This is a genomic window from Rothia sp. CCM 9418, assembly GCF_048512825.1.
Lineage (GTDB): Bacteria > Actinomycetota > Actinomycetes > Actinomycetales > Micrococcaceae > Rothia.
Genome location: NZ_JBLXXX010000001.1, coordinates 91643 through 103531 on the forward strand (window position 1 = coordinate 91643; position 11889 = coordinate 103531).

Annotated in this window: 15 protein-coding genes; all 15 read right to left on the reverse strand. The window is 51.0% G+C overall.

Translation table 11 applies throughout. From position 1 onward, the window contains the following. Positions 1-20 precede the first annotated feature (20 nt). Positions 21-1061: a plasmid partitioning protein gene (locus tag ACN083_RS00440; protein ID WP_419100871.1), complete on the reverse strand. Its 1041-nt coding sequence runs from the start codon at positions 1059-1061 to the stop codon at positions 21-23. Positions 1062-1095: 34 nt separating this feature from the next. Beyond that, the gene (locus ACN083_RS00445) at positions 1096-3426 is read right to left on the reverse strand and encodes a hypothetical protein (protein WP_419100872.1); all 2331 of its coding nucleotides are present in this window, start codon (positions 3424-3426) and stop codon (positions 1096-1098) included. 63 nt (positions 3427-3489) lie between these two features. Then, complete coding sequence (locus tag ACN083_RS00450; RefSeq protein WP_419100873.1) at positions 3490-4497, reverse strand: ABC transporter substrate-binding protein; 1008 nt, start codon at positions 4495-4497, stop codon at positions 3490-3492. A gap of 293 nt (positions 4498-4790) precedes the next feature. Then, positions 4791-5063: a 30S ribosomal protein S17 gene (gene rpsQ, locus ACN083_RS00455; protein ID WP_419100874.1), complete on the reverse strand. Its 273-nt coding sequence runs from the start codon at positions 5061-5063 to the stop codon at positions 4791-4793. Then, positions 5060-5302, reverse strand: a complete 243-nt coding sequence (gene rpmC, locus ACN083_RS00460; RefSeq protein WP_419100875.1) for a 50S ribosomal protein L29 — start codon at positions 5300-5302, stop codon at positions 5060-5062. Before rpmC ends, rpsQ begins: the two co-directional genes overlap by 4 nt. Positions 5303-5307: 5 nt before the next feature. Next, positions 5308-5724 carry a 50S ribosomal protein L16 gene (gene rplP / locus ACN083_RS00465; protein WP_204877182.1) on the reverse strand — a complete coding sequence of 139 codons (417 nt, stop codon included), beginning with the start codon at positions 5722-5724 and terminating at the stop codon, positions 5308-5310. Next, a complete protein-coding gene (rpsC, locus tag ACN083_RS00470; RefSeq protein WP_419100876.1) occupies positions 5725-6525 on the reverse strand; it encodes a 30S ribosomal protein S3 in 801 nt (266 codons plus the stop codon). It abuts the gene before it with no gap. Next, positions 6526-6891, reverse strand: a complete 366-nt coding sequence (gene rplV / locus ACN083_RS00475) for a 50S ribosomal protein L22 (protein ID WP_419100877.1) — start codon at positions 6889-6891, stop codon at positions 6526-6528. It lies immediately after the preceding gene. Between the two features lie 61 nt (positions 6892-6952). Further along, positions 6953-7234: a 30S ribosomal protein S19 gene (rpsS, locus tag ACN083_RS00480; protein ID WP_419100878.1), complete on the reverse strand. Its 282-nt coding sequence runs from the start codon at positions 7232-7234 to the stop codon at positions 6953-6955. Between the two features lie 12 nt (positions 7235-7246). Beyond that, positions 7247-8083 carry a 50S ribosomal protein L2 gene (rplB, locus tag ACN083_RS00485; protein WP_419100879.1) on the reverse strand — a complete coding sequence of 279 codons (837 nt, stop codon included), beginning with the start codon at positions 8081-8083 and terminating at the stop codon, positions 7247-7249. A 39-nt stretch (positions 8084-8122) separates the two neighbouring features. Further along, complete coding sequence (gene rplW, locus ACN083_RS00490; RefSeq protein ID WP_419100880.1) at positions 8123-8428, reverse strand: 50S ribosomal protein L23; 306 nt, start codon at positions 8426-8428, stop codon at positions 8123-8125. After that, entirely contained in the window at positions 8428-9051 is a 624-nt protein-coding gene (gene rplD / locus ACN083_RS00495; protein ID WP_419100881.1) for a 50S ribosomal protein L4, read from the reverse strand. Before rplD ends, rplW begins: the two co-directional genes overlap by 1 nt. A 5-nt stretch (positions 9052-9056) precedes the next feature. Beyond that, a complete protein-coding gene (gene rplC / locus ACN083_RS00500; RefSeq protein ID WP_419100882.1) occupies positions 9057-9713 on the reverse strand; it encodes a 50S ribosomal protein L3 in 657 nt (218 codons plus the stop codon). Between the two features lie 16 nt (positions 9714-9729). After that, positions 9730-10038 carry a 30S ribosomal protein S10 gene (rpsJ, locus tag ACN083_RS00505; protein ID WP_068169589.1) on the reverse strand — a complete coding sequence of 103 codons (309 nt, stop codon included), beginning with the start codon at positions 10036-10038 and terminating at the stop codon, positions 9730-9732. A 511-nt stretch (positions 10039-10549) separates the two neighbouring features. Continuing rightward, positions 10550-11740 (reverse strand): elongation factor Tu, encoded by a 1191-nt coding sequence (tuf, locus tag ACN083_RS00510; protein WP_419100883.1) that lies wholly within the window; start codon positions 11738-11740, stop codon positions 10550-10552. Positions 11741-11889 lie beyond the last annotated feature (149 nt).

Sequence of the window (11889 nt, forward strand, 5' to 3'; positions counted from 1 at the left end):
CCCTTTCAGCAAGAGATATTTTATGCTTCGTTACGACGTTTGAAGACAATAACTCCAGCAGCAATCAACGCTGCAAGGAATGCTCCAATACCAATCCAAGGGACACTATTTCCAGATTCTTCAGTTACTTTAGAAGAGTTCTCTTGTGCTACCGCATCAGTAGTTGCAGAAGGTGTTGCCGAAGATGCTGAGGGCTTTGCTGAAGAAGAAGCAGATGAACTAGCAGAAGGACTAGATGATGCAGGTTTCTTGTCCTTGTTTTCAGAAGCAGCCATGAGTTTGTCATATTCTTCGCGAGAAATAACGTTTCCGTCTGCGTCGGTGTAGACAATTTCTTCTTCAACATTTTCGTTGCTATCAGAGGAGGCATTATTGTGCTGATGGCCAGAATGTTCTCCAGAAGAGTTCTTCTCGTCAGAATGGTGCTCGGAACTTCCGTTATTGGATGAATCAGAAGTATTGTTACCAGAGTTTTTCTGTTGAGTATTCTGGTCATTCTGGTTCTGTGTGGAGTGATCTCCAGAGCTGTTGTTCTGGTGGTCACGCTGGTTTACTTGGTCAGGAGTCAAGCTGATGACGGTGCCTCCTGCAGAGTTTTCATTCACCCCAACAACGGTGAAGACCGGAGACTGATTAGAGTATCCTTTGGTTCCTTGCTGTTCTCCTGAGGCATTACGAATTACTTCGGTTGCCAAGAAGCGTAAGGTGTGTTCTCCTTCTTCGAGGTCACGAGGAAGTAAGAAGGAACCACGAACATTTCCGTTTCCGTCGCTCTTTTGCTGATGAACAACACACGCACCTTGAGCGGCGTCACGAGGGCAAGCCGCGCCGTCATCAACTTTTACACGTACTTGCTCATGTGCGGGGAATCCGCTCACGGTAAAAGATACGGTGTCGCCAGCTCGTACTGTTGTAGGAGATACGGTAGAGCTTGTTCCCGGTGTGTTTGGTGATGCTCCACCGGGAGGAAGAGCATACGCCACACTCATACCCGTCATGAGGGCGAGAACGCTTAGCAGTGCTAAGAAGAATGTTTTTAATGGGGAGAAAAGTTTCATCATTAGATGCCATCTACTTTCACAGTATTATGCGGAGTTAGCGTAAGGGCTTTTTACGAGGAATAGCGACTGCGCCAAGAAGCACAATGCCAGCACCAATTAGGAGCAAGTTATTGACAGAAGCCGTGTTATCCCAGAAGGATTTTTCTACCCCAGTGGCTTCAGTTGAGGCGATAGCAGGTGACGAGTGAGGAGCTGGTGAGGCCGAAGCAGATGCTTTTTTCGTGGGTGAGGGAGCTGCCACGGTCTTCTTGTGAGCCTCTTCCCGCTGATTTTTTTGCGCTTGTGCAGTTTTTTCTGATTGTGCAGCTTGTGCCAGTGAAGCGGCACGAACAATACGCGTCACTTTCTTCGGTGGTGCCACAGCAATTGTTTCGTAGGAATTCGGTACGGGAGAATAAACAGGCGCTGATGCGTTATTGTACGTAGCTCGAGATAAAGAGGACGTTGTGGCACCAGTATTATGCTGGGTGGAAGAACCTTCGGTAGCTGGCGCAGTACCGTTTTTAGTGTTCTCGCCGCCAATAGCAGAATCATGATGTTCTGGGTTCATCGGCGTGTGTGGTTGTTCTGTGACAGGCGTTTGAACAGAATTCTTTTGCTCGTTTGTGGTGTGCTCCAGTTCTGCCCAGCCAAGAAGCTGACCAAAGGTAGCTTGTTCGCCGTCTTGAACCACCATTTTGTAGTGTCCCGCAGGTAGGCCTTCTTCTAAGGTGTATTCCATGGTTCGGTTGTCGTCTAGTTGAACCCATCCACTAGACCATGTTGCGCGAGAAGAACCGTCAATATAGGGGGTAATGTGCACCCACTGTCGTGGTTGTGCATGAGGAACATGAACGGTCACTTTCCTTTGAGATTCTTTGACGGTAACCTCATTCTGCGTTTGAGCGGTTAGCTCACTATCAGAGAGCACATCTGGCATGGTCGTTGGTGAATATGCACCAACAATGAAGTCAAGGACGCCAGGACCACCGTAGGAAACATGGATGTCTCCTGCTTTAAGAGAGCCTGACAGTAGACGCAATGAGTGTGCGCCTTCAGTAAGTGCCGGTGAGCTATCTGAACCGTCTGCTTGCGGAAGTTGAATGTGCGCGTCAATCTCTCCGGTTGTGGGGTTTGCATCCACGATAGTCCAAATAGTTTTGTTGGAATGTACGGAGGTATCTAGACGTGAGATAGCGGCATCGTCAATTTTGATAGCTAGTCGTGCTGCTCCTGCACCATTTTCGTTACACCATCCTTTTCCTAGGAGGTGTAATGTTCCTCCTGGTGCGACAGTGTCCTTTTCAAAATGTGCGCTTGGCTTAGTTTCGGAAGAAACACATTTTTCGGTAGGTTCTTCTTTTTGGGGTGGTTGTGCAGCTACACCGTTGACAGGAATTGGTTGAGATTTTGCTGAACGACGAGTATCGCCAGGGGCAAAACGACCTGAGAGCGCTTGAACGGCGAGGTATTGACCGGTAGAACCATTTTTTAAGGCTTCAGGTACGTCAAAGGTAATGTCGAAAGAGCCGTCTGGTTTGACAAGAGAGATACCTTTTTCTTCGTTGACCTGTTGTGCATCTGGCATTACTAGCATCCATGCGGTGTGGTCATTACCGAGGTCAAATAACCCTAAGGATCCTAAGTATTGTGCTTGTGCAGAGTTATCGGGGCGTTCGTAGAAAGTTCCGTCGCTGCTGGACTCCAGTTTTAGAACGACGACGGACCCTTCAGTTCCATTTTCTTTAAGCCAGCCTGTTCCTGTGATGCGCATTTTTTCGCCAGTTGTATAGGGGCGAATATTAAGTTGAGCGTCCCCGACCTGAAGGTGTGTCCATGAGGACTGGTCTTCGGTGTCTTGAGGCGCATAAGCAACAGTGAAATCTACCATCGCGTTGCCTGGGACGTCTTGCGGTCCGAGAGAGCCGACGAGTGCGGTGAGATTATGTGTAGTTCCTTCTGCCCAGTCGGCTTCTTTTACTGTGCTATTTGAGGGTGATGGGAGAGGAACTTTAGCTTCAAAGCTTCCATCTTCTTGAGCTACTACGACAAAGTTAACTGTTTTGTTAGGGATTTTTTTGCCGGTGAGGGGGTGTTCAATAGATTCAAGATTAGTGACACCTCCAGCATCGAATTTTAGGGCGACAACAGCGCCGCGGCCTTCTGCTGCTGAGGTGAATCCACGACCAATAACGGTAATTTTACCCTCAGCGTCTGCAGTGGAACTCACGGAGAGTGTTTTTGTTGCTGGTGTTTCTTGGGCGATAGCGGTATTTCCGGAGAGGGAGTATGTTGGGGCAATCGCGGGAGCGCCAACTAACGCAGCGGCCAAGGCGGCTACTGCTGTATAACGAGTGACCTTAGTCAATGAAGAGTTAGTTTGCATGGGGTACGTCCATCAAGGTAGTGGGTTTGAAAATTGTTGCTAGAGGATGGTGTTGTGGGAGTTTTATAAGAGAGATTTTTTGACGTCTTCGACGATGCCTCGCATCAGTAGCGGGCCTCCAGTAGATGTCCATTGTGATCCGTCAACCAGAATGATGTGGTTTTCTCGGTAAGCTCGTAAATCGGTAAAGCCTGAGGTTTGTTCTGCTCTTTTGAGGGCTTCTTGTGCGCCTTCAAGGTCTGCGGTGGAGTCTGAGTGTGGGTTCTCTTGGCTAGCTCCACCGAGAGTTCCAAGGAACATGTAGTCAGCATCGATGCGTGCCATGTTCTCTAGGGAGACTGGTTCTGAGTGCCCGCGTCCTAGCATGTCTTGGTCGTGAGGGCGTTTGAGCCCTAAAGATTCGAGGGCTTGTCCTGCCGGAAGTTCTTTGAGGATGAGGGAGGGCCCGCTCCCCTGCCATCGGACGATAGAGAAAGTTTTATCAGCGTAACGGTCTTTAAGTTCTGCGGCAGTCTGCGCTACGTAAGTATCGTAGTCTTCGATATATTTCTTTCCTTCGGGAACTTTGTTGACAGCGTTGCAGACATTTTCAAAGTTAGTTTTCCAGGGGCCTCCGGCATAACCGCAGAAGACTACCGGTGCGATTTGTCGCAGAATCTCGAGAATGTCTGGTCTGTTGTTGATGCTGGTTCCGTCGGCAAGGATGAGGTCGGGTGATGTTTTGCCGATGGCCTCATAGTTGAGTTCGGAGACTGAACCTAGTAGCTCAATGTCGGAGGCTTTTTCGTAGAGGTAATGAGGGACGGTGGATTGTCCGCGGCCGGCGACGGTTCCGATAGGTTTTAGTCCAAGCGCTAAGGTTGCGTCTAATGTAGGTTCTGAAAGGGTGATGATGCGTTGTGGGTTGATAGGGACCTCAACTTCGAGCCCTTCAACGTCGGTGACAGTGCGTGTTTCTGAGGAGTTGTGGGTTGTGGTGGGGTCTTCTTTAGAGGAAGATCCGCAGGCGCTCAACAATAGTGCTGAGACTCCTGCTGTTCCTAAGAAAAAACGCCGGTTAATTGAAGTCATTGTTCCGCCCCATAGTTGACCATAACCAATATATAAACAAAGCCTAACCTTATCTTTAAATAAGGCTAAGACACAAAGGTTTTTAACCTATTTCGTAATATTTTTCTGGCCTTATTGGGTAATTCTGCGGGTGCGGGCTATTCTCCTCAGCGTTCCTTATATATACGTTCAGATATATCTCAGCTCAATGTGGTGTAGAGCTTTTTGCAGGTGCTTAAACGAAAGAGTCCTCTCTTCCGGTTTCCCGGAAGAGAGGACTCTTTCGTATGTTCGCAGAGAACTATCTGAAAAGACTATTTAGCTTTTTCGATAATCTCGACAACGCGCCAACGCTTGGTAGCGGAGAGCGGACGAGTCTCTGCCAAAAGAACGAGGTCACCAATACCAGCAGAGTTCTGCTCGTCGTGTGCCTTGATCTTTGAGTTACGGCTCATAACTTTGCCATATAGCGCGTGCTTTACACGATCCTGGACTTCTACAACTACGGTCTTGTCCATTTTGTCGGACACTACGTAGCCGCGGCGAGTCTTGCGGTAGCCGCGCTCTTCGTTCATTACTTCACTCACTTGGCTTCACCTTCGGTTGCGGGACGAATACCGAGTTCACGCTCACGCAACACGGTGTAAATACGTGCAATATCGCGTTTTACGGAACGGATACGACCGGGATTTTCAAGCTGACCGGTGGCTGCCTGGAAACGGAGGTTGAACAGTTCCTCCTTCGACTTGCGTAGCTCTTCTACGAGAGCCTCATCTGAGAGCTCAACGAGCTTGTCGATGCTGAGATCTTTTGATCCAACTGCCATTTCGCTTACTCACCACCTTCACGACGCACGACACGTGCCTTCATCGGGAGCTTGTGGATTGCGAGGCGCATAGCTTCGCGAGCCACTTCTTCGGACACACCGGAGAGTTCAAACATGACTCGACCGGGTTTTACGTTTGCGACCCACCACTCGGGTGAACCTTTACCGGAACCCATACGGGTTTCAGCAGGTTTCTTGGTCAAGGGACGGTCAGGATAGATGTTAATCCATACTTTACCGCCACGCTTGATGTGACGAGTCATTGCGATACGTGCAGCTTCAATCTGACGGTTGGTTACGTATGCAGGAGTTAGTGCCTGAATACCCCACTCACCAAAAGTAACTTCGGTACCGCCTTTGGCCATACCAGTACGCTTGGGATGGTGCTGCTTACGATATTTTACTCGACGGGGAATAAGCATTTATGCCTCACCGTTTTCTGCAGTCTTGGCTTCGGTGTTCGCCGAAGCGTTGTCGTTGCGACGTTCGCGACGAGGTCCGCGGTTGCCACCACGACGACGGTCGTTACCACGACGGTCGCCACGGCCACGCTGTGCGGAAGCCTGCTGAGCAGCAAGTTCCTTGTCGGTAAGATCGCCCTTGTAGATCCAAACCTTCACGCCGATACGGCCGAAGGTGGTCTTTGCTTCGAAGAAGCCGTAGTCGATGTTCGCACGAAGGGTGTGCAATGGCACGCGACCTTCACGGTAGAACTCGGAACGGGACATTTCAGCACCGCCAAGACGGCCGGAGCACTGGATACGGATACCCTTTGCGCCTGCACGCTGTGCGGACTGAATTGCTTTCTTCATTGCACGGCGGAATGCCACGCGAGAGGTGAGCTGTTCTGCGATGCTCTGAGAAACAAGCTGAGCAGAAAGTTCAGGCTGAGCAACCTCAAGGATGTTGAGCTGAATCTGCTTGTTCGTTAGTTTCTCAAGCTCACCGCGAATACGGTCAGCTTCTGCACCACGGCGACCAATCAAGATACCTGGACGTGCAGTGTGGATGTCCACACGAACACGATCACGGGTGCGCTCGATTTCTACCTTTGCGATACCTGCGCGCTCCAAATCTTTAGCGAGGAGCTCGCGAATTTTGACGTCTTCACGGACGAAGTCCTTGTAGCGTTCGCCTTCCTTGTTGGAGTCTGCGAACCACTTGGAGACGTGTCCGGTGGTGATGCCAAGTCGGAAACCGTTGGGGTTAATTTTCTGACCCATTTATCGGTCCTCCTCCTTCTCCGGGGTTGCTACAACCACGGTGATGTGGCTGGTGCGCTTGTTGATGCGGAATGCACGGCCCTGTGCTCGCGGCTGGAACCGCTTCATCGTAGGACCTTCGTCAACAAATGCTTCGCTGATGAAAAGCTCTTCTTCCTTGAAAGGAAGTCCCGCAGCAGTTGCTTTGGAACGAGCATTTGCCATAGCAGATGCAACAATCTTGTAAACCGGTTCTGAAGCGCCCTGAGGAGCGAACTTCAGAATTGCCAGAGCCTCTTCCGCTTGCTTACCACGGATCAGGTTGACGACTCGGCGTGCCTTCATAGGCGTGACGCGTACATAGCGCGCTGATGCCTTAGATTCCATTGCCTATCTTTCTTTCGTCTATTGCCGAAAGGAAAACGTATCTAATATCGGATATCCGATATTAGCGACGCTTACCCTTACGGTCGTCCTTCACGTGGCCACGGAAAGTGCGGGTCGGTGCAAACTCGCCGAGTTTGTGTCCGACCATTGACTCAGTGATGAACACGGGTACGTGCTTGCGTCCGTCGTGCACTGCGATGGTATGTCCGAGCATGTCGGGAATAATCATCGAGCGGCGGGACCAAGTCTTAATAATATTCTTGGTGCCCTTCTCGTTCTGAGCTGCAACCTTTACATAAAGGTGCTGATCAACGAAAGGGCCCTTCTTCAAACTACGAGGCATGTGTCAGGCTCCTTAGCGCTTCTTGCCAGTACGACGGCGACGAACAATGAGCTTGTCGCTTTCCTTGTTAGGTCGACGGGTACGACCTTCGGGTTTACCGTTCGGGTTAACCGGGTGACGACCACCTGAGGTTTTACCTTCACCACCACCATGTGGGTGATCAACAGGGTTCATAACAACACCACGAACGGTTGGGCGGATGCCCTTCCAACGGTTGCGGCCTGCTTTACCCCAGTTGATGTTGGACTGTTCAGCGTTGCCGACAGAACCAACAGTTGCACGGCAGCGAACGTCTACGTTGCGAATTTCGCCGGAAGGAAGACGCAACTGAGCGTAGCGACCTTCTTTAGCAACGAGCTGGATGGAAGCGCCAGCAGAGCGACCCATCTTTGCTCCGCCGCCGGGGCGAAGTTCAACAGCGTGAATAACGGTACCCACAGGAATGTTGCGTAGTGGCAAGTTGTTACCGGGCTTGATGTCCGCAGACGGACCGGATTCAACGATGTCGCCCTGCTGCAAACGGTTAGGAGCAACGATGTAACGCTTTGTACCATCAACATAGTGAAGCAATGCGATGCGTGCGGTACGGTTTGGATCGTATTCGATGTGTGCAACGCGTGCGTTAACACCATCTTTGTCGTGACGACGGAAGTCGATCAAACGGTACTGACGCTTGTGTCCACCGCCCTTGTGGCGAGTGGTGATACGACCGGTGTTGTTACGGCCGCCTTTTTTAGGAAGCGGACGAACCAGGGATTTTTCCGGGGTTGAGCGGGTGATTTCGGAGAAATCGGAAACGCTCGAGCCACGGCGACCAGGTGTCGTCGGCTTGTGTTTACGAATACCCATTTAGTATTTCTTTCCTTCGCTAAAGTGGTCTCCGCAGGACTATGCCTGCGGACCGCCGAAGAGGTCGATTGAGCCTTCTTTGAGGGTTACAATCGCACGCTTGGTGTTCTTACGAGTACCCCAGCCAAAGCGAGTGCGCTTGCGCTTGCCTTGACGGTTAGCGGTGTTTACGGAAGCAACCTTGACACCGAAGATTTCTTCGATAGCCTGCTTGATTTCCAGTTTGTTGGAGCTAGGAGCAACAACGAAGGTGTATTTACCTTCATCGAGCTGGCCGTAGCTTTTTTCCGACACGACGGGAGCGATAATCACGTCGCGAGGATCTTTGAAAGTAGAGACGCTCATTATTTAGCGGCCTCCTTCTTAGCCTTAGAAGCAACTGCGACGAAAATGTCGAACGCATCCTTGGTGAAAACTACGTCATCAGAGATGAGAACATCGTAGGTGTTCAGCTGGTCTGCATAGAGGACGTGAGTGTTCTGAAGGTTACGTGCTGACAGTGCTACAAGATCTTCTTTGCGGTCAATCACCAAAAGAACGTTCTTACGGCTGGTGATGCTTGCAAGAGATGCCTTGATTGCCTGAGTTGAAGGCTTGGTGCCTTCAACGAGGTTCTCTACAACGTGTACGCGGTCGTGACGAGCGCGATCGGAGAGAGCACCGCGCAAAGCAGCTGCAATCATTTTCTTGGGGGTACGCTGCGCATAGTTGCGAGGGGTTGGGCCGTGTACGACACCACCACCGGTCATATGCGGTGCACGGATGGAGCCCTGACGTGCTCGGCCGGTACCTTTTTGTTTGAAAGGTTTACGACCTGCGCCGGAAACTTCGCCGCGGTTCTTAGTTTTGTGAGTACCTTGGCGTGCTGCAGCAAGCTGAGCTACAACGACCTGGTGAAGCAAAGGAACAGATGCCTGTGCGTCGAAGAGGTCTGCCGGTAGGTCTACCTTGACAGTTTTGACAGCCATTGTAATTAGGCTCCCTTCACAGCGGTGCGAACCAAAACAACGCCGCCCTTAGGACCAGGGATTGCACCCTTAATCAAAAGTACGTTGTTTTCGACGTCTACACCCTGGATAGTCAGGTTCAAAGTGGTGTGGCGTGCTGCGCCCATACGGCCAGCCATGCGCATACCTTTGAACACGCGTGCGGGGTATGATGCACCACCGATAGAACCGGGCTTACGGTGGTTCTTGTGCTGACCGTGAGACGCGCCAACACCCTTGAAGCCGTGACGCTTCATAACACCTGCGAAGCCCTTGCCTTTGGTCTTGCCAACGACATCGACTTTCTGACCTTCTGCGAAGAGGTCCACGGTCAGTTCTTGACCTAGGGAGTACTCTGCAGCATCAGAAGTGCGGATTTCAACTAGGTGGCGGCGAGGGGTTACGCCTGCTTTCTCAAAGTGACCAGCTAGAGGCTTGGTAACTTTACGAGAATCAATTGCACCGAAACCAATCTGAATAGCCTGGTAGCCATCAGTTTCTTGATTACGTAACTGGGTGACAACGTTGGAGTCAGCCTTAACTACGGTAACGGGCACAAATTTGCCGTTTTCGTCCCAGATCTGAGTCATGCCGAGTTTGGTACCCAGCAAGCCTTTCACCTGGCGCTCGAATGTGTTAGTCATGATTAGATGCGATCCTCTACAGCTTGATTTCGATGTTCACGTCTGCCGGAAGGTCAAGACGCATGAGGGCATCAACAGCCTTAGGGGTCGGATCAACAACGTCGATCAGACGCTTGTGCGTGCGCATTTCGAAATGCTCGCGGCTGTCCTTATACTTGTGAGGCGAACGAATAACGCAGTAAACGTTCTTTTCGGTCGGAAGTGGTACTGGACCTACTACCGTCGCGCCTGCACGCGTAACTGTCTCAACGATTTTCCGTGCTGAAGAATCAATGACCTCGTGGTCGTAAGACTTCAGACGGATGCGGATTTTCTGTCCCGCCATCTGTCGGACTCTCTTTCTTGAAGTACTTCCCTGTAACGGGGCGGTCGCCCCTTTTTCTGGCACTTGAGGTAAAGAAAAATATTTTTCTTTCGTGCCGCCTGAATCGAGCTGAATCCTAAAGGGTGTTAGGGTTCCTCAACTCGACCAAGCACCGACCCCCGAACTCGGGCGTGTCGCCTAAATGAGGACAGACAACGGCCTAAGCCTTCGGAACCGGGTCATATTTGGTCTTATCTTCGTTTGTTCCTCCACAAAAGAATCACCCCATTAAGGCATATTTTGCAAAGAAACGACAGATAAGCGCTTGAACAACGTTTACTATTCTCGCAGAGAATAAAAGCATAAGCAACCCCAATACCTAAAAGTGCCGAGTTTCACATGCAAGTTCTATGAGCAGAATAAAGAGGCATAAAACAGGGCCCCTCAGTAAAACTACTGAGGGGCCCTGCCGAGCCATCATCGACAGCTCAAAGTTGAAGTTCTAAAACTTCTAATTGACGCTCAAAGATTATTACTTGAGAATCTTGGTAACACGACCGGAACCAACGGTACGTCCACCTTCACGGATAGCGAAGCCGAGGCCTTCTTCCATCGCGATTTCCTGGATGAGCTCAACGGTCATCTCGGTGTTGTCGCCTGGCATAACCATTTCGGTACCCTCAGGAAGAGTGATAACGCCGGTTACGTCAGTGGTACGGAAGTAGAACTGAGGACGGTAGTTGGAGTAGAACGGGTTGTGACGTCCACCCTCATCCTTGGAAAGGATGTAGACGTTTGCCTCGAACTGAGTGTGAGGGGTGATGGAGCCGGGAGCTACAACAACCTGACCACGCTCTACGTCGTCGCGCTTGAGACCGCGAAGAAGTAGACCACAGTTCTCGCCTGCCCATGCTTCGTCGAGCTGCTTGTGGAACATCTCGATACCGGTAACGGTGGTCTTCTGGATGGGGCGGATACCAACGATCTCAACCTCAGAGTTGATGTTGAGGGTACCACGCTCTGCACGGCCGGTTACAACGGTACCGCGACCGGTAATGGTGAAGACGTCCTCAATAGGCATGAGGAAGGGCTTGTCGGTTTCACGAACGGGGTCCGGAATGTAGTTGTCAACTGCATCCATGAGTTCTTCGATCTTCGCAACCCATTCAGCGTCGCCTTCAAGAGCCTTGAGAGCAGAAACGCGGATAACAGGAGCGTCGTCGCCGTCGAATTCCTGGGAAGAAAGCAAATCGCGAACTTCCATTTCGACGAGGTCAAGAAGCTCTTCGTCTTCAACCATGTCGGACTTGTTCAATGCAACAAGAAGGGTAGGTACGCCAACCTGGCGAGCAAGAAGAACGTGCTCGCGGGTCTGAGCCATAGGACCATCGGTAGCAGCAACCACGAGGATTGCGCCGTCCATCTGAGCAGCACCGGTAATCATGTTCTTGACATAGTCAGCGTGGCCGGGAGCGTCAACGTGTGCGTAGTGACGCTTCTCGGTCTGGTACTCGATGTGAGCAATGTTAATGGTAATACCGCGCTGACGCTCTTCAGGAGCGGAGTCGATCATACCGAAGTCGCGCTGCTCGTTAATGTCCGGGTACTTGTCTGCAAGAACCTTGGAGATAGCAGCGGTAAGAGTGGTCTTACCGTGGTCAACGTGACCAATGGTACCAACGTTTACGTGAGGCTTGGAGCGCTCGAACTTAGCCTTAGCCAAGGGTGTTCCTCCTAGAACGATTTTGAAAACATGCACTCGGATATCTCACCGGCGCAATCCGTTAAGAAACGGTCTAGCGTCTACATTAGCGGATTACACCGGTCAGATGAAACCCAGAAGCTGTTTTCAGGGGTATTTTTAGTGAATTT

What these genes read in the sequence shown, in the direction of transcription:
- rpsS (WP_419100878.1), bottom strand. Translation starts at nt 7,234, where the DNA reads ATGCCTCGTAGTTTGAAGAAGGGCCCTTTCGTTGATCAGCACCTTTAT.
- rpsJ (WP_068169589.1), bottom strand. Translation starts at nt 10,038, where the DNA reads ATGGCGGGACAGAAAATCCGCATCCGTCTGAAGTCTTACGACCACGAG.
- rplB (WP_419100879.1), bottom strand. Translation starts at nt 8,083, where the DNA reads ATGGGTATTCGTAAACACAAGCCGACGACACCTGGTCGCCGTGGCTCG.
- rpmC (WP_419100875.1), bottom strand. Translation starts at nt 5,302, where the DNA reads ATGGCAGTTGGATCAAAAGATCTCAGCATCGACAAGCTCGTTGAGCTC.
- ACN083_RS00450 (WP_419100873.1), bottom strand. Translation starts at nt 4,497, where the DNA reads ATGACTTCAATTAACCGGCGTTTTTTCTTAGGAACAGCAGGAGTCTCA.
- rplC (WP_419100882.1), bottom strand. Translation starts at nt 9,713, where the DNA reads ATGACTAACACATTCGAGCGCCAGGTGAAAGGCTTGCTGGGTACCAAA.
- ACN083_RS00440 (WP_419100871.1), bottom strand. Translation starts at nt 1,061, where the DNA reads ATGATGAAACTTTTCTCCCCATTAAAAACATTCTTCTTAGCACTGCTA.
- rplW (WP_419100880.1), bottom strand. Translation starts at nt 8,428, where the DNA reads ATGAGCGTCTCTACTTTCAAAGATCCTCGCGACGTGATTATCGCTCCC.
- ACN083_RS00445 (WP_419100872.1), bottom strand. Translation starts at nt 3,426, where the DNA reads ATGCAAACTAACTCTTCATTGACTAAGGTCACTCGTTATACAGCAGTA.
- rplV (WP_419100877.1), bottom strand. Translation starts at nt 6,891, where the DNA reads ATGGAATCTAAGGCATCAGCGCGCTATGTACGCGTCACGCCTATGAAG.
- rpsC (WP_419100876.1), bottom strand. Translation starts at nt 6,525, where the DNA reads ATGGGTCAGAAAATTAACCCCAACGGTTTCCGACTTGGCATCACCACC.
- rplP (WP_204877182.1), bottom strand. Translation starts at nt 5,724, where the DNA reads ATGCTTATTCCCCGTCGAGTAAAATATCGTAAGCAGCACCATCCCAAG.
- rplD (WP_419100881.1), bottom strand. Translation starts at nt 9,051, where the DNA reads ATGGCTGTCAAAACTGTCAAGGTAGACCTACCGGCAGACCTCTTCGAC.